This window comes from Selenomonas sp. FC4001 (genome assembly GCF_000701565.1).
Classification (GTDB): domain Bacteria; phylum Bacillota; class Negativicutes; order Selenomonadales; family Selenomonadaceae; genus Selenomonas_A; species Selenomonas_A ruminantium_B.
On record NZ_JNJF01000010.1, the window covers coordinates 60,600 to 78,327 of the forward strand.

General features: G+C 52.8%; 14 protein-coding genes. 11 read left to right on the plus strand and 3 right to left on the minus strand.

What is annotated here, in order from left to right; translation table 11 throughout:
* Positions 1 to 149: 149 nt before the first annotated feature.
* From T320_RS04675 to T320_RS04690, 4 genes are all read left to right on the plus strand, one after another.
* The gene (locus tag T320_RS04675) at positions 150 to 1,700 is read left to right on the plus strand and encodes a gluconokinase (RefSeq protein ID WP_156032744.1); all 1,551 of its coding nucleotides are present in this window, start codon (positions 150 to 152) and stop codon (positions 1,698 to 1,700) included.
* A gap of 12 nt (positions 1,701 to 1,712) precedes the next feature.
* Positions 1,713 to 3,122 (plus strand): decarboxylating NADP(+)-dependent phosphogluconate dehydrogenase, encoded by a 1,410-nt coding sequence (gene gnd / locus T320_RS04680; protein ID WP_037353459.1) that lies wholly within the window; start codon positions 1,713 to 1,715, stop codon positions 3,120 to 3,122.
* Positions 3,123 to 3,159: 37 nt separating this feature from the next.
* The gene (locus tag T320_RS04685; RefSeq protein WP_037353462.1) at positions 3,160 to 4,476 is read left to right on the plus strand and encodes a gluconate:H+ symporter; all 1,317 of its coding nucleotides are present in this window, start codon (positions 3,160 to 3,162) and stop codon (positions 4,474 to 4,476) included.
* A gap of 98 nt (positions 4,477 to 4,574) precedes the next feature.
* Positions 4,575 to 5,420: a MurR/RpiR family transcriptional regulator gene (locus T320_RS04690; protein ID WP_037353464.1), complete on the plus strand. Its 846-nt coding sequence runs from the start codon at positions 4,575 to 4,577 to the stop codon at positions 5,418 to 5,420.
* Here the strand turns inward: T320_RS04690 and T320_RS04695 are convergent.
* A complete protein-coding gene (locus T320_RS04695) occupies positions 5,398 to 5,862 on the minus strand; it encodes a low molecular weight protein-tyrosine-phosphatase (protein WP_037353466.1) in 465 nt (154 codons plus the stop codon). The genes T320_RS04690 and T320_RS04695 overlap by 23 nt on opposite strands.
* Positions 5,863 to 6,012: 150 nt before the next feature.
* Between T320_RS04695 and T320_RS04700 the strand changes: the two genes are divergently transcribed.
* The 6 genes from T320_RS04700 (at position 6,013) to T320_RS13875 (ending at position 12,220) form a co-directional block, all read left to right on the plus strand.
* Positions 6,013 to 6,567, plus strand: a complete 555-nt coding sequence (locus T320_RS04700) for a 4Fe-4S dicluster domain-containing protein (RefSeq protein WP_037353468.1) — start codon at positions 6,013 to 6,015, stop codon at positions 6,565 to 6,567.
* Entirely contained in the window at positions 6,554 to 7,729 is a 1,176-nt protein-coding gene (locus T320_RS04705) for a PucR family transcriptional regulator (protein WP_037353471.1), read from the plus strand. Before T320_RS04700 ends, T320_RS04705 begins: the two co-directional genes overlap by 14 nt.
* Before the next feature lie 367 nt (positions 7,730 to 8,096).
* Positions 8,097 to 8,675, plus strand: coding sequence for a TorD/DmsD family molecular chaperone (locus tag T320_RS13870; RefSeq protein ID WP_051608594.1), 579 nt, complete (start codon positions 8,097 to 8,099; stop codon positions 8,673 to 8,675).
* Positions 8,665 to 10,854, plus strand: a complete 2,190-nt coding sequence (locus T320_RS04715; RefSeq protein WP_037353473.1) for a molybdopterin-dependent oxidoreductase — start codon at positions 8,665 to 8,667, stop codon at positions 10,852 to 10,854. Before T320_RS13870 ends, T320_RS04715 begins: the two co-directional genes overlap by 11 nt.
* Before the next feature lie 14 nt (positions 10,855 to 10,868).
* A complete protein-coding gene (locus tag T320_RS04720; RefSeq protein ID WP_037353476.1) occupies positions 10,869 to 11,432 on the plus strand; it encodes a 4Fe-4S dicluster domain-containing protein in 564 nt (187 codons plus the stop codon).
* Positions 11,429 to 12,220 (plus strand): dimethyl sulfoxide reductase anchor subunit family protein, encoded by a 792-nt coding sequence (locus tag T320_RS13875; protein WP_081824775.1) that lies wholly within the window; start codon positions 11,429 to 11,431, stop codon positions 12,218 to 12,220. The genes T320_RS04720 and T320_RS13875 overlap by 4 nt, the downstream gene beginning before the upstream one ends.
* 261 nt (positions 12,221 to 12,481) lie before the next feature.
* Here T320_RS13875 and T320_RS04730 read toward each other — a convergent pair whose 3' ends face one another.
* A complete protein-coding gene (locus tag T320_RS04730; RefSeq protein ID WP_037353478.1) occupies positions 12,482 to 13,603 on the minus strand; it encodes a GGDEF domain-containing protein in 1,122 nt (373 codons plus the stop codon).
* A 128-nt stretch (positions 13,604 to 13,731) separates the two neighbouring features.
* Positions 13,732 to 16,305, minus strand: a complete 2,574-nt coding sequence (locus T320_RS04735; RefSeq protein ID WP_037353480.1) for a cell division FtsA domain-containing protein — start codon at positions 16,303 to 16,305, stop codon at positions 13,732 to 13,734.
* A gap of 135 nt (positions 16,306 to 16,440) precedes the next feature.
* Between T320_RS04735 and T320_RS04740 the strand changes: the two genes are divergently transcribed.
* Positions 16,441 to 17,697, plus strand: coding sequence for a DAK2 domain-containing protein (locus T320_RS04740; protein ID WP_037353481.1), 1,257 nt, complete (start codon positions 16,441 to 16,443; stop codon positions 17,695 to 17,697).
* Positions 17,698 to 17,728 lie beyond the last annotated feature (31 nt).

The window sequence follows — 17,728 nt, forward strand, 5'->3', positions numbered from 1 at the left end:
AAAAGCAGTCTTTTTTACATCTTACAATGATATAGAAATAACAAAAATGATATATGATATTGTTTTTATCCTTGCAAATAACAGGAGGGCATGTTATAATGACTTTGTAAATGAAAGATATATAACATTTTATACAAGGAGTGGTGATAGTGAATATTCAATATCGTCAGGAATCCGTTTGGATTGGCATTGATGTGGGAACCACCGGGGTTCGTGCTATTGCCTATGATATTACCGGCAGAAAGGTAGCGGCAGCAGAAGCCTTTTATCCGTTGCTTACGCCGCACCCGAATTGGGCTGAGGAAAATCCGGCGCAGATTTTTTCAGCAGTGCAGGAGGTAGTTGGCAAGGCAGCAGCTGACTTGAGATACAAGAGCCGTCAGCTGGCAGGTATTTCGTTGAGTACGGTCATGCATAGTTTTGCCGGATTGGACGCGAACTATCAGCCGCTGATGGATATGCAGACCTGGGCAGATAGCCGCAGTGCGGAAATCGTGCGGGAAATGAAAACAGATGAAGACTTATGCCACCGTTTTTATGAGAAGACCGGCTGCCCAATCCATGCCTCTTATCCGCTGGCTAAAGTGCTTTGGCTGCGCAAGAATCATCCGGATTTGTTTAGGCAGATGCGCTATGTGGGTTCGTTGAAGGATTATATCTTCTACGGGCTGACAGGTAAATGGCTCATTGATCATTCGGCAGCCAGTACCAGTGGTTTATACAACGAAGTGAAGATGGATTGGGATGATGAAATACTCGACTATGCAGGGCTAAAAAAGGCACAGCTGCCGCCAGTTGTATCTACGACACATATGGAGAAATTGCAGGATGGTGCAGCTCAAGCTATGGGATTGCCTGCAGGCCTGCCGGTGGTTATCGGCGCGACGGACGGTGTGCTGGTCAATGTGGGCATTGGGGCCGTACAGCCGGGGCAGCTCAGTGCGACAATCGGCACCAGTGGCGCTCTGCGGATGCTGACGGAAAAACCGCTGACGGATAAGAAGATGCGTACATGGTGTTATAATCTCGTGGACGATATGTGGGTAGCCGGTGGAGCTATCAATAATGGCGGTATGATTCTGCGTTGGGTGCGGGACAAGGTTTGTCACTATACGCCTCATCATCTGGAAAATCTCGATGTGGATGGTTATGACCTCATGACCATGAAGGCAGCGCATGTGGCGGCTGGAGCGGAAGGCCTCATCATGCTGCCAAGCTTTACCGGAGAACGCGCGCCTTATTGGAATTCAGAACTTCGGGGGATGTTTTTTGGACTGTCCCTGAATCACAGCCGTTCCCATATGATTCGTGCCTGCATGGAGGGGATTGCTTACAGCATGAACGCGGTAATGCTGGCCTTGCGGGATTTTGGGGAAATCAAGGATATTCGGGTTAGCGGCAGTTTCACAAAGTCAGAACTTTGGCTGCAGATTCTGGCCAATGTTCTCAATGAAGAACTGATTTTGCCCGACAACAGTGAAGGTGCAGCTTTTGGGGCGGCGGTGCTGGGCTTTATTGCCAGCCAGGAACTGGCGGGTATCGGCGCGACCAGAGATTTGGTCAAACCCAAGCGGATTATTCGTCCGGATAAGGATGATGTAAAAGTTTATCAGGAACTTTATCGGATTTATGACCAGTTGTATTGGAAATTGCAGCCGGAACTTGCGGCTATCGCAGCGTTCCAACAGGCGCAGGCATAAGGAGGCAGGATAATGGAAAAGAAAATGGATATCGGCATGGTGGGGATGGCCGTGATGGGCAGTAATCTGGCCCTCAATATGGCTGACCATGGCTTTGACGTAGCCTGTTACAATTACACGCCAGATTTGACAGAAAAAGTGTTGCGGGAGCATCCACATAAGCATATGCATGGGTTTTTCAATCTGCAGGAGTTTGTGGATTCCCTGCAGAAACCTCGCCGCATTATGTTGTTGATTATGGCAGGGGAACCGGTGGATTCCATGATTGAGCAGCTCACGCCACTTTTGGAGCCGGGGGATATTATTCTCGATGGGGGGAATTCTTACTTTGGGGATACCCGGCGGCGACAAGCAAAGCTCCAACAGGCCGGTATCCATTATTTCGGGGTGGGAATTTCCGGCGGGGAAAATGGCGCTCGCAAGGGGCCGTGCATCATGCCAGGGGGAGATAAGGAAGCTTATGAATTTGTACGGCCGGTCTATGAGGCTGTAGCGGCTAAGGTAGATGGTCAGCCCTGCTGCAGTTATATCGGTCCGGATGGAGCCGGGCATTATGTGAAGATGGTGCATAACGGCATTGAATACGCGGATATGCAGTTGATTGCCGAAGCTTATCTGCTATTGAAATATGCTGGGGGGTATCGCAACAGGCAGATTGCCGAAATCTTTCATCAGTGGAATCAGGGAGAACTCAGAAGTTTCCTGATTGGTATTACGGCAGATATCTTTGCTGAAGATGATGAGTCAGGCGGACAATTGCTGGATAAGATTGTGGATAGCGCCGGGCAGAAAGGTACAGGCCGCTGGACCAGTATCGAGGCTTTGCGGCAGGGGGTGAATACTTCTCTGATTACGGCGGCCTGCAATGCGCGGGTGATGTCTAATCTGTTATCGGAGCGGCAGGAATTGGGCAGAATCATTCAGCCTGCCTGTGCGGAGACTAAGCTAGATGGTGATTTTGTGGAAATGGTGCGGCAGAGTCTGTACTTGGGCAAGATTGCCGCTTATGCACAGGGGTTTGCTCTTTACCGTTCCGCAGATGTGCATTATGGCTGGCAGTTGGATTTGGGGCAGATTGCCGCGATTTTCCGGGCAGGCTGTATCATTCAGGCAGACTTCCTGAATCGAATCACCGCAGCCTTTACCGCTAATCCGCAGCTGGATAATCTGTTGCAGGATACGTTCTTCGCAGGCAAGGTCAATGAAAATCTCGCGGCTCTGCGTCAGACGGTGGCCCATGCTGTACAGCTGGGGATTCCGGTGCCGGCACTGGCTTGTGCGGTGGAATACATGGATGCCCTGCGCGGTACGCCGTTAGGGGCTAATTTGATTCAGGCACAGCGGGATTATTTTGGAGCACACACCTTTAAGCGTATCGATAAAGAAGGCTCGTTCCACCATGAATGGCAGAAAAATTTCTAAAATTCGCATTCAATTTTGACAAGGGAGGTCTATGATTATGCCGCTTATTATTTTGGCAGTTGGTATTCTCTTTTTGTTTTTCCTGATTGTGAAGGTAAGGCTTAACAGTTTTTTGGCCTTGCTGCTGGTTGCTGGTCTGGTCGGGTATGCCGAGGGACTGCCCGAGGGCCAGATTATCCCCGTGATTGAAAAAGGTCTGGGGGGAACCTTGGGGGGCTTGGCTATTGTTGTTTCTTTCGGCGCCATGCTGGGCAAGCTCATGGCAGAAAGCGGCGGTGCCCAGCGCATTGCCACCACGCTGATTGATGTGTTTGGCCGCCGTTGGGTAAAATGGGCTGTAGCTTTGACCGGTTTCATTGTCGGCATAGCGTTGTTCTATGAAATCGGCTTTGTGTTGCTGATTCCTCTGGTCTTTACCATTGCCACGGCAGCGAAAATTCCCTTGCTGGAAGTGGGCATTCCGATGGCAGCAGCTTTGTCCGTAACCCACGGCTTTTTACCCCCACATCCCGGTCCTACGGCCATTTCCATCATTTACAATGCCGACATTGGTTTGACACTGCTCTATGGTGCCATCATTGCCATCCCTACGGCCATCGTGGCTGGCCCGGTCTTTGCCAATACCACGAAGCATATTCAGCCGGAAGTGCCTGAGGGCATGCAGAGCAGCAAAGTATTTGCTGATAATGAAATGCCGGGCTTTGGCCTTTCGGTGTTCACAGCTATGGTTCCCGTGGTATTGATGGCAGCTTCGGCTATCGCCAAGCTGACATTGGCTCCCGCTTCGGCCATTTATCAGTGGCTGACCTTTTTAGGAACGCCGGATATGGCGCTGACCATTGCAGTGGCTACGGCTATTTACACCTTTGGCCTGCGGCAGGGCAAGTCCATTCCTGAAATCATGAAAATATGTGAAAGTGCTGTACTGACCATTGCCATGATTCTCTTGATTGTGGGCGGCGGTGGTGCGCTGAAACAGATTCTTATCGACAGTGGCGTAGGCAATTATATCGGTGAGATTGCCGCCAAGTCGCAGTTATCTCCCCTGTTGCTGGCGTGGACGGTGGCAGCAGTAATTCGTACGGCTTGCGGCAGTGCAACGGTAGCTGCCCTGACTGCAGGGGGCATCGCCGCACCGGTGGTGGCCGTGACCGGTGTGAATCCCGAACTTATGGTGCTGGCTACAGGTGCTGGCAGCCTGATTTTCAGTCCCCCGAATGACCCAGGGTTCTGGCTCTTTAAGGAATTCTTCGGCTTGACGGTCAAGCAGACCGTGCGTACCTGGTGCGTGCTGGAGACAATTATCTCCGTGATGGGGCTGGCCGGGGTCCTGGTTCTCGAAGCGATAATCTGACATTATACAAAAAGCCTTCCGTTTCATTTGGAAGGCTTTTTACATAGGGAAAAATCATGTATAATATCCCTGAAGGATGTTAGAAAAGAGGAACCAATATGAAGGATCTGGTTTTACCGATTTTACGCAGTGCTTATGAGGATTTGACAAAATCGGAAAAAAAAATAGCCGATTATATAACCGGCCATAAGGATGAGATTATGGGGCAGACTGTGGCGGAAATTGCCAAAAACACCGCCAACTCGGAAATTACGATTTCCCGCTTTTGTAAGAAGTTGGGATTCAGCGGTCTGCAGGGATTGAAGATTGCATTGGCCACGGAACTGTCGGCGGCAGGTGAACAGTCCTATCAGGACATTAATAAGACGGATGATGAGGCCGCTGTGGCGGGTAAGATTTTCCGTAATATCACAGATGGTCTGCAAGATACATTGAAGATTTTGGATTTTTCCCTGATTGCAGCAGCGGTGGATCTTTTACAGTCAGCCCGCCGGGTAGCCATTTATGGTTTTGGTAATTCAGCCACGGTCTGTCAGGACATGGAAACGCGCCTTTTGCGTTTTGGCATGGCCGTACAGGCTTTCGATGATGTGCATATGCAGGTGACTTCAGCCGCGTTACTGGATGCCCGCGACGTGGTGATTGCCGTTTCCCATACGGGCGCGAACAAGGATATTTTGGAATCCTTGCGCATAGCCCGCCAAAATGGGGTGAAAATCATTGCGATCACGAGCTATGCACAGTCGGAACTGGCCCGCAATGCCGATATTGCGCTGGTGGGCATGGGGCGAGAGGTCCATTACCGTTCGGAAGCAGCGGCTTCACGGCTGGTGCATATGGCTATCGGCGATATCCTTTATACCTGTCTGGCTATGAAAATGCCAGAGCAGTACCATGCCAATCTGCAGAAGATGCGTGAAGTCATTGCGGCCCGCCGCTTGTAAGCTGTTTCAGCAATGCGCGGCAGCCTTTATCGGCATCCTGATAAGTTACTTCGAAGTTGCCGGTGTACCATGGGTCCGCAACTTCCCGTTCTTCGCCGGCAAAGGTCAGGAGCAGATGGCATTTTCCTTGCGGATCGCCGCCGGTCAGGCGATGGAGGTCGCGCATGTTTTCTTCATCCATGGCGATAATATAGTCAAAAGCATCATAATCAGCCCGCTGAATCTGGCGGGCTTTTCGTTTGGAAAAGGGAATGCCGTGAGCCTGCAGGGCACGCTTGGTGCCAGGATGGGTGTCACTGCCGATTTCATCCGTGCGGCAGGCTTTTGATTCCACGAGGATTTCCTGCTCCTTACCCGCCTGACGAACCAATTCTTTCATGACAAACTCGCACATTGTGGAGCGGCAAATATTGCCGTGGCAAACGAAAAGTATCTTAATCATTGTTGACCTCCTGGGAAAGTTTTTTTCTATCATAGCATGGGCAGCTTCATTAGGGAAGGTATATTTGGCGGTCATTTTTGCAAATTTTACAGGTGCAAGCTGTGCCTTTGTGGTATCATATAGGGAAGGATATTGCGAAGGGGGATTATTATGGAGCCGCAGCAGTTGGGCTTTCAGGTGGATTTATCTCGGTGTGTGGGCTGCCGGGCTTGTGAAAAGGCATGTCAGCACAAGCATCCGGATTTGCCGCGGGCCTTCCGCCATGTAGATGAATGGGCGGGTGACAGGCGGGAGCAGGGGTTTTTGTCCATGTCCTGCAATCACTGCACATCACCGGAATGTATGCGGGTATGTCCTGCTGGCTGTTATGAGAAGCGCCGCAATGGCATTGTCCTGCATAACAGCGCCAAGTGCATTGGCTGTGGCCGTTGTGTAGGCGCCTGTCCTTTCCATGCCCCCAGAATTTTGCCCCATACGGGGAAAGTGGGCAAGTGTGATATGTGCCGGGAGCGGCTGGCCGAGGGAAAGCAGCCGCAATGTGTGGAGGCCTGCCCGGTGGAGGCCTTGCGGCTCTGTGTAATGGATGGGCAATATATGAACTCGCAGGATTATCCCTTGGTGCGTTACACCCAGCCTTCGTTGAAATTTATCAAGGCTAAGCAGCCGAAGTGCTTTTGGCGGGAGGATAGAGATGGAAAAAGATAAGGAAGAACTTTGGCAGGCGGAAGATATCACTGGCAAGCTGATGGTGGTGCAGCGTTACACTGGGCTGGAAATGGTCTTGCTGGATAATTTGGGGGAACTGCGGGGCACGACGCCGAAGTTTCGGGCGGAAAATCTTTCTTTGCTGCGCCGCAAGCGGCAGGCTCTGCAGAAAAATGAGTTAAAGACCTTTGCGGGCTTGACGGTTTTGCCGTTGGAGCAGAATAAGCAGCCTTGGGGCTGGCTGGTGGCGGATTGTCCCCAGGAAAGCATGTCGGAACCGGTCTGGTGCCTGTTCTTGGAACTCAGCCTGCAGCTGACCTTCCTGCTCTGGCATGAGGGCGAGCTTAATGCCATGGTGCGCAGGCACAGGGAGCAGTTTCTTTACGATATTCTCTATCACAATTTTGCTTCTTCCGAAGAGGTTATTAACTTAGGAAAAAATTGGAATATGCGGCTGGACAAACCGCATCATGTGGTGGTGGTGGAATTTGACCGCCCCTTGCAGGGAAATCGGCAGGAGCAACTCTTGGCGGAGCTGGATAAGGAATGGACGCGGGTGCTATCGGTTCGCTTTGTGCAGCCGGTTTTGATGCTCTTGCGGATGCAGCTGGTGATTCTCTTTGAAGATGACCGCACGCCGCCACGCAATCAGAGTGAACTGGCCGAGATTATGACCGATGCCATGGCCAGTATCAAAGAGGCCTTCCCCACGATTCCGCCGTTTTCCGTGGGGATTGGCCGCTTGCATTACTCTGTGTCAGAAATCTGCCGCAGTTTTCAGGAGGCACGGCAGGCGCTTAGTTTGGGGCGCTTCCGTCAGCCGGAGAACGGCATTACCTGTTATGATGAATTGGGCGTCTTGAAATTGTTGTCGCATATCCGCATGGAGGAATTGGACGACTTTGCCCAGGAGGCACTCGGAGTGCTGATGGAGTATGATGATGCCAACGGCACGGAACTTCTAAAGACGCTGGAAATTTACTTTCAGGAAAATGAATCCATGCCGCTGGCGGCAGAACGGCTCTTTATTCATGCCAATACCCTGCGCAATCGCTTGAAGAAGATTGAAACGGTGCTGGGCGTGGAGCTGAATCAGGCGGATGTGCGGGTGCGGTTCTATGTGGCCTGTCAGGCGCTGCGGATTGTGCGGCATAGTATGTAACATGTTTTCAGCAAAAGGCGCGGGGACTGTGCAGGGGTGACATCCGCTAATCCGTTGGACTAAAAATATTTTTTGCATTTTATTAAGCAGACTAAAAAATCAAAACTCGCTGTGCTCAGACAGTTGATTTTTTAGCCTGCTTTTTGGTTTGCAAAAAATGTTTTCTTAACGTCCAACGGCTTACGCTGCTGTCACCCCTGCACAGTCCCCGCTTAATGCCGTCATTTTATTTGCTGTCAATTGCGGTTGTATTTTTTTACAAGATAAGTTTGAATCCTTGGCGAAAGTTACAGAATAAATCAGTATTATCTGTATTATAATAATTTTTAATGAGGATATTGTTTTAGGCTATATAGGCGGTGACATTATGGAAGATGTGAGGAAGTGGCGGCAGAAGGCGGCTATATACCGGCTTTTGGCGAAGTTTTATGCCGGGGATTTGTCGGCGGGGCAGGAAGCGGCTGTGCGGATTGGCGCTTTGCTGGGTATCAGCCCGTTGGTGCCGCCGGTGGATGATGAGGGCCGGTATGATTTTAACCGGCTGTTTGTGGGGCCACAGAAGCTATTGGCACCGCCCTTGGAGTCCTATTACCGCAATGAGGAGCATTTGCCCATGCAGGAAGAAACCATGGCGGTGCGGGCGGCTTATGGGGAGGCTGGGCTGGAACTTATCGCGCAGAATAAAATCCCCGATGACCATGCGCAGTTTGAGTTTTATTTTTTGAGCTGTTTGCTGGAAGCGGTGTGCCGTTATCAGGGCGAGGCACTGGCGCGGCAGGCGGCGGACGCGTATCGGCGGTTTTTGCAGGAGCATCTGCTGCTCTGGGTCTTTGCGCATCTGCGGGCAGTGGATAAGGGCTGTTCTTCTACGTATTGCCGGGAAGTGGCCGGTGCCATATATCATTTTATGCGGTGGGAAAAGGAGGCTGTAAGCCATGAAGTTTGACACGAAAGAGTTTAGCCGTCGCACGTTTATCAAGGGGAGTCTGGCGGCAGGAGCGGCCTTGGGGCTGGGAACAGCTCTGGACCTTTCGGGCTCGCCCTTTCAGGCGGCCAAAGCCAAGGGGGAGAGCAAGATAGTGCATAGCGCCTGCCCGCGTAACTGTTACGATACCTGTTCCATACTTTCCACGGTGGAAGACGGTGTATTGAAGCGCGTGGAGGGTGACAAGGCCAATACCTATACCCGCGGGCGGCTCTGCGCGAAGGGTTTTTCCTATACCCGCAGTGTCTATAGTCCTGACCGCATCAAGTACCCCATGCGGCAGTCAAAACGGGGCGGTGGCAGATGGGAGCGCATCAGCTGGCCGGATGCCTTTGACATCATCGCCAAGAAGATTCTGGCTATCAAGAAGGAATACGGTAATACCCTGCCCATCTGTCTCGATAAATACTCCGGTAACTTCAATCTGCTGAACTACTGCGTGGAAGGCATGATGTCCAGTATCGGCCATACCACTCGGGCTACGGGTACGCCTTGCTGGCCGGCGGGGATTGACGCCCAGACCTTTGACTTCGGCACGATTTGGAATAATGACCCGGAGGATATGGTCAACAGCAAGTACCTGATTATCTGGGGGGCAAATCCCTCCTGGTGTTCCGTTCACTCCATGCACCTTGTTATGGAGGCCAAAAAGCGGGGCTGTAAGATTGTGGTCATTGACCCCATTTTGACGCAGACGGCTTCCAAGGCAGACTGGTTTATCCAGATTAAGCCCAGCACTGACGGTGCTTTGGCTTTGGGTATCGCCAAATACCTGCTGGACAATAATATGGTTGATTACGGCTGGCTGGCCGCTAACGCCAAGGGCTATGAGGAATTCTTCCAGTATGTGCGGGAAAAGATTACCTTGGATTGGGCCGCAGAAAAGACCGGCGTCAAGAAGGAAATCATCGAGCAGTTGGCTCGCGAATACGGCACGGCTAAACCGGCTAGCATCTGGATTGGCTACGGCATGCAGCGCCATACCAATGGCGGGCAGAATGTCCGCAGCATTGACGCTTTGGCGGCTATGACAGGCAATATCGGTAAGAGCGGCGGTGGTGCTCAGTATGCCCAGCTGCAGACCTGGGGCGTCAAGTACAACGTCATGGGCATGAAGGCTCCGGCGGGCACTACCACGACAAAGGACAGGATTATCAACATCAACAATTCGGCCCAGGAAATCCTCGACGCCAATGACCCTCCCATCAAGATGCTCTGGATTGCCTGTCGCAGTCCGCTGACCCAGGCGGCAGAACCCCAGAAACTCAAAGAGGCTTATGACAAGCTCGATTTGATTGTGACGGCAGACCTCTTTATGAATCCCACCGTGCGGATGAGTGATATCGTCCTGCCGGTGACCACGCCCTTTGAAACCTGGGGCCTCAATGTGTCCTATTGGCACTACTGGTGTGCCCTCAATGAACCGGCCATCGAACCCCAGTATGAAGCCAAGAGCGACTTGGAAATTGCCATGGGGCTGTCCAAGAAGCTAAATGAACTGGAGCCGGGCAGCTGCACATTCCCAACAGAGGGCAAACTAGAAGATTGGGTAGCCGCAGAATTTACCCCGGACTTTTTGAAGCAGTTCGGCCTTACAAGCTGGGATGAACTCAAAAAAGGCCCCCGCAAGGCGGTTACGGGGCTGATTGGCTGGCAGGATGGCAAGTTCAAGACACCTTCGGGCAAATACGAATTTGCTTCGGAAACGGCGGTCAGCGAAGGCCATGAACTGCTGCCGGTCTGGACGGAAGAGATGAAGACGCCGGAGAAATATCCGTTGCGCCTCATGTCACCGCATTGGAAGCTCAGCATCAACGGCCAGTTCCAGAATCTGGATTGGATGATGGATATTCACAGCGAGCCAGTGGTGGAGATGCACCCGGAAACGGCAGCGCGCTATCATGTGCAGAACGGCGATATGGTGAAAATCTATAATGAGCAGGGCGCGATTACCCTCAAGGCAAAACTCACGAAGGTTACGGCCCCTGATACGCTGGTGGTTTATGAAATGTGGCTCAATGACAAGGATTTCAACGTCAACAACACCTTAAAATCCCTGCCAGCCGATATGGGCAAAAAAGCCACAGGAGCACCGGGCATTGCCTTCCATGATAATTTTGTAGCGCTGGCGAAAGCCTGAAAGGAGTGAGAAGAATGGGAAAAAGATATGCCTTTTTGGTGGACACCAGCCTCTGCATTGGCTGCAATGCCTGTGAAAATGCCTGCAAGAACTACTATCAGCAGGAGGCTTCCGTACACTGGCGCAAGGTTTACTATATGCAGGAAAAGGATTTGCCCCAACCGCTGCGGGTGGGCGTGTCCCTGGCCTGCAATCACTGTGATGACCCGGCCTGTCTGAGAGCCTGCCCTGCCGGCGCTTACAGTAAAGACCAGCATGGTCTGGTGCGTCACGATAATGACCGCTGCATTGGTTGCAAGCTCTGCACCATGGCCTGCCCCTATAATGTGCCTTGCTATGACAAGAATCTGGGCAAGGTGACGAAATGCGAAATGTGTGCTGATAGGCTGGCCAAAGGAGAAGAACCGGTCTGCGTAGCCAGCTGTCCGATGGGGGCCATTCGGGTGATTGACTTAAACGACCCGGAAAATGCCCAGTATGCAGATAATCTGCCGGGCCTGCCGCCTGTGAATATGACAAAACCTGCCACGCGGTTTGTACTGCCGTTGGAACAGAAACAGGATTGGAGGGCTGAATGATGATGGACTTTAGCGAACTGCCCTTGGTGATTTTCACCACCTTATCCCAGATGGCTGTGGGCGCTTATGTGACCATGTATCTTTTGGGACGCAGCAACCATATCGGGGAAAAGACGATTTCTTTGACCTCTAAAATCGTAGTGGTGCTGATGGCACTGGCTATGGCGGGTGCCTCCACCCATTTGGGTGACCCGCTGGGCGGCCCGCGGGCCCTGCTGGGACTGGCGCATTCGTGGCTGAGCCGGGAGATTTTCCTGATGGGGGCCTTCTTGGGGCTGGCGTTCCTCTATGCGTTGCCTCAGTTGCAGAAAGTGCGGCGCTGTCTGGGATTCTGCGGTTCTGTGGCCGGCATCCTGGGCATTATTGCCACAGCGATGGTCTATACCTTGCCGGCAAGACCTGCCTGGAATACGGCTTATCCCATGATGTTCTTCTTCCTGACGGCTTTGGTAGCAGGCCCGCTGTTGACGGCATTCATTGCGGTTAAAGCAGAAGGGCATGTCTGTAAGCCTGCACTGCAAATGGCCGAGCTGTTATTACTGCTGGAACTCTTGGTCACGGTATTTTATCCCATTACCCAGGGGGCGAATCTCAATATGTCCATGGGCTGGCTGGCAGTACGCTGCGCCGTGGGGCAGCTCATTCCGGCCGTTATGCTCCATCGTCAGGCTGCGACGGCTGGAGAACATAATCTGCTTTTGTCGCTGCTGCTGGTTATAGTCGGTGAACTCTTAGGCCATCAGCTGTTTTACGCCAGTGTTTTGCCCTATCCGCTATTTCCCCAGTAAGATGTGAGATTAGAAAAAAGGAGCTGAATGTATATTTTTACAATCAGCTCCTAATATTTTTGTAAAATATTACAGTATAACAAAGACTTATATGTCGTATAATATTTTACATGATGTTCTGCGGCACTGTTCCATCCCTAATCCCCATTGGTCAGTGCTGTCGGCGAGCTTCCCCAGTTCGCAATAAAAATAGCGCCCCGACTGGAAATTTCCCCAATTATTCCAGTCGGGGCGTATTGTTTTGCCTGTGAGAGAAAATGTTCACCGCTTAACCTGCAGCAGAGCCAGCATCATCTGGCGCATACCGTTGATGGTATCCTGCAGCTGTTCGATACGTGCTTCCAGCAAAGCGACGTTTTGTTCCTGGTCCTGCGGCATGGAAGGATCCAAGGCAATGGGTTCCGTCATAGGTTTCTTGTCATCAACAGCCTGTTCTGACATGTCAGGCTGATAGAGGACATACTGACCCTTGCCCTGTCCCTTGGCTTTATAGAGGGCCTGGTCGGCATGGGCAAAGAGTTCCTTGTAACTTTGTCCGTGCGCCGGATATTGGGCTGCACCAATGCTGATGGAAAAGGACTGATGCTTGCCATCGGCATGAAAAACTCGTGTGAGCCGGCGGCAGAGACCGTGACAATGACGGGCAAGAATATCGGTGCATCCCATACCCGGCAGAAGGATAATGAATTCATCGCCGCCAATACGACCCTTGATGTCACTTTGACGGAAGTTGCGGCGGATGGCCTGACCCACTTCGTGAAGCACTTTATCCCCAAATAGATGCCCGAAGGTGTCATTTATCGCTTTGAAATCATCGGCATCAACAATCAGCAGCGTGGCCGTGTCCTTCTTGGGACACATGCGCCGCAGAGCAGCCCGGATTTGCGTTTTGACGGCGCCTTTGCTCAAAAGCCCCGTCAAATCGTCTGTGTTGGCACGGCGGCAGACGCGCTCCTGCCAAAGTTTTTCTGCCTGAATGTTGCGGATGTTGCCAAAGGCCATGGCAGGACGCTGTCCCTGGTAATAGGTAACCAGATGGACTTCCGACCAAAGCCAAAGCGGCTTTTTGGTGCTGCGCAGGCGCAAGCGAGCTGTCAGATGGTTGTGCCTGCGGCTGGCAGGTCGTGAATGATAGAGGCGGTGCAGATAGTATTCTAATATGCTGGCATCGTCCGGGTGAACAATGCCTTCCAGCGCTAACCGCGTGGAGGCCCGGGGAAAATGGTCAGGCAGGTCATAGCGATGAGCTGCGTCTGACGCCCGGAGTTGAAATGTGTCGTCGGTCAAATCCCATTGAAAGAAGATAACATCGTTTGCAGCGTCTAAAGCTTCGTATACGGCGGGATTGAAATGGCTGGGAACGACCGCATACGGTATAGCCATAAGAAACTCCTTTTGTTATAATTTTTCCGTAAACTTTATATCATTATAACAAGTAGTAACAACTGTTGCAAGCACAAATTGGGACTTTAGCACTAAAAGCCGCCCCGATAAGGGGGCGGCTTTGCTAATTAGTCCCGCCGAATAAAGTCGGCAATGGATTTGCGGATGGGTTTTTCTGCTGGGGGTGTTCCTGTACTTTGTCCGATGGCTTCGGCAAGTCCCGGAATGTGTTTGCTGGGCTCGGCGTGGTGCATAGGCGTAGCACCGGCTGCGTTGACGGCAGAGAGGCCGGGGATGTTTGGCAGGGAGTCTGCGGGAGCAGCTGGTGCCTCTGCGGCGGGCATGGCAGAACTTGCGCTCAGAGGCGCAGCGGACAGAGATGGCGTGATGGGCACATCCCGGCTGGTGAGTTTTACTTCCAGCGTGTCTCCGTTTTTCACCGGGTCGGTGAAGTCTACGGGCTGGCCGTTGACGAGAATGGTGAAGTTCACCCGGCTGGTGGCAGCGGGGGGCTGGAAGTTTACCGCGAGCAGGGCATCGCTGACGGTTGTGGTCAGGCGCTCGCTGGTATGATAGGTGACTTCACAGCCATCATCAATGATGGTGCCGGGGCTGGCGGTACGGCCATTGACCATCAGCTCCACATTGGCAGAGGGGATGGCAAATTCCTTATCTTCGTAATAAATCATCACGCTGGTATCGGTGTTCTTGATGTTCAAAATCTCGCCGAGCTTCGGGTCTTCGTCGGCGATGTATTCCACATGGTCGCCTTCATGGATGGGCATGGAAATGCTGGCCGGGGCATCGTTCAGCAGAATTTCCGGCGTGCAGCTGTAGAGGGTATCCTTGCCGTTGAGCTTATAGTGAATCTTGCGTCCTGTGGGGGGATAGCCTGCAGCCAGCAGGGCTTCGCCAAGGCTTTTGAATTCCCGGCTTTCGATTACATCACCGTCTGCCAGCAGCTGGTCAGCTTCGGCTTCTTTGCCGTTGACCGTGACCCGTTGGCGGATGTGTTTTTCGCGGCCGTTGATATAGATGGTGTATTCCTGTCCGGCCGTGACCAAATCGCCGAGGCGGACCGTGGGCGTAGTGCCGTTTTCGCCGGGGATGACCGTGATGCGGGCGCCGTCGCGGATGACGGTATCTAAGCTGGCTTCTTCCTCACCCAGCATGATTTTGGCAAAGGTGCCCAACGTGCCCGGGAAGAATTTTTTCTCGGTGCCGATATTGACCATCAGGCCCAGGCCGGGATGTCCGTTATACTTGCGCAGATTGATGCCGGCATTTAAGAGGGCATCGGATACGGTGAGCTCCCGGAAGTTGAACAGGCTGTATTCCTCATCGTTGACATAGACGGAGAGGAAGTGCAGGGTGTTGAGGGAGGCGATTTTGAGAATGCCCAGCGGGGTCACGGCATCGGGATAGTGAAGTTCTTCGGGAATGTCCACAATGCCGTCCACCATGTCAGGTTTGCGCACGGCGACGCGGTTTTCCGGCATGCCCAGGGCATCGGCCACGAACTTGGCCAGGCCCGGCGTCTGGGAGCCGCCGCCTACCAGCATGACGGCCTGCGGCGTGTCACCATTGAGCTCGAAAATCTGCTTGGCAATGGCGTTGGCCAGGTTTTCGATATTGGGCATCACAGGCTCCAGAATTTCCTTGGCGGTCAAGGTGTATTCCGTGCCCAGAATATCGGTGAATTTCACATCTTCGCCGCTGGAGGCCTGCCGTTTGATGCGCTCGGCAATATTGAAGTCCAGCAGGAAGCGCTGGCTGATGGCTTCCGTCACTTCATCACCGGCCAGCGGCACCATGCCGTAGGCAATGACGGAGCCGTTCTTGGTGATGGCCACGTCGGATGTGCCGGCGCCGATATCCACGAGCACCAGATTCAGATGGCGCATGGTGGGCGGAATCAGCACATTGATGGCGGCAATTGGCTCCAAGGTCAGGGCGCGCATTTCCAAATTGGTCGCATGAAGGGCGCTCTGCATGGAGTCGATAACCTGCCGCGGCAGGAAGGTGGCAATGACGACGGCTTTGGCTTTTTTGCCCCGCTGGCCAATCAACATCTTGAGTTGTATATCGTCCAAAACATAGCGGATGGTGCTGTAGCCCACGCAGTAATAGCGGCTGGGGTCGTCCACCGTGTGACTTTCCGCCAAAGCGGCCTGTGCGGCCTGCACGCCTGCAAAGTCGAGGTTGCGCTGTTGTTCGGCGGTAATCAGGCCGTTTACTTCCATCTCCGCCTCGGCGGTCATGGTGTAGAGGGCACGGCCGGCGGCAGCTACAGCAGCGGTCTTTATCGGGCCCGTCTTTTCAATCAGGGAATTTTTGACCTTTTCCACGATGGCGGCTACCTGGGGCACATCGTGAATCTGGCCGTCCAGCATGGCACGGGTCTTGTGTTCCAACCGGTCGGTCGCAATAACGTGGAGGTTTTCATCGTCGCCTTCCTCGGCTACGATGCCGATAACGCTGCGGGTGCCGATGTCCAGCGCAAAGATGCGCTCATGCTGTTTCACCGCTTTGGGGGGCGGCGTTTTGATGACATTGATGGCCTCTACCACTTCGGGGCTCAGTTCCTCGACGGGAGGTTCAACCGCTTTGGCCTTCTTAGGCGCGCGGGAAGCTGTCTTTTTCGGTGCCGCCGCTTTGGCGGCTGTTTTTATATCGTCAGTACTTTTCTTTGTGGTCGGCATAAAAAAACTCCTCACTGCTTGTAAAATTGTCAGGAAATTAAAGGTTATTTCTATTATTTCGCGAAGTATACATTATAATCCTGTTTTTACGAGGAAAATCTTATATTTAGTCGTTACAGAAATGAGAGTGATACTATGACAGGAAATAGAGAAGTAATTACCGGCAGTGATTTCAAGCGCATGGTTTCTGGTGCTTACAGTGAGTTCTTGCTGGAGTATGAGGAAATCAATCGCATGAAAGGGGCAGGCAGCATGCCTGGTACCCATGTGCTCAGAACGATGGGCGCAGCCATTATGCCGTTAAAAGACACGAAGGATGATAGCATTGGCGGCCTTAGCCGCCGGGTCGCCGCCGGAGCCCAGTTCGGTGCCCGGGGCAGTGCCGGTGTGGTGCTGGCGCAGATGTTCAGAGGCTTGGGCAAGGGCCTTTTGGGCAAGCACAATGCCACGAGTACAGAGTTTGGTAAGGCCTTTCAGTACGGCATTCTTTATGCCCAGCGGGTTATCCCTGAGCAGCCGGAGCGTCCCATCATCACCTTGGCGAAGGAAGTGGCCAAGGGTGCCTATCATGCAGTGCGCGCCAACAAACCCATTTCGGAGATTTTGGAGACGGCCATCGCTGCAGGCGAAAAGGCTTTGGCTAAAGTAGGCGAGGAAGATGCCGGTGCCCGGATTATGTTCTCCTTCCTGCAGGGCTGCCTCAAAGGTCTGGATGGCAATTTCGTCTCTCCGGCAGTAAGCCTGTCCTTGGGACTCGAAGCGCAGCAGGCCGGATTGCCTGACCCCCGCAATGATGTAATGCGTCCCTACTGCGTGCGGTTCTCGGTGAAGAATGTTCAGGTGGACATGGAGGAACTGGAAGCGCACCTGAAGGAATTTTCCACCTTTGCCTTGGTGGAGCGGGCGGCAACCGGTGTGGATGTGCATCTTCATACGGACCATCCCGGCAAGGTCATTGAGCAGGCCATTGGCTGGGGCCCGCTGAAGGGAATTCACGTTACCAATATGAGTGAACCCCATACATTGGCTGCCCATGATGCCATCATGAAGGTGGCGCTGCTGGCGGTAGCGGAAAACAAGGTGCAGGCCAAGGAACTGCAGGAGCAGGGTGTGCAGATTATCGCTACAGGCAGCGAGATGGAAAGCCCCTCGGTAGCTGAACTGGTCAACGCCGCGCATAGCGATTTGGCGTATGCCTATGTGATGGTGGCCTGGAGCCGCGATTTCTGGCAGGCCTTCCGCCAGGTGAAGCGGCTGCTGGGTGAGCGCATTGAACTGGTGCTCTGCGAGACGAAGCAGCAGCAGGCGGCAGCTATCCATGCGTTTGACCCGAACCTCACGGCGGTGGAAAATGCCATTGTTATGCGGGAAGCGGCGGAAGAAGCAAAATAAAAGAAGTTCGATAGAATATAAAGCATAGTTC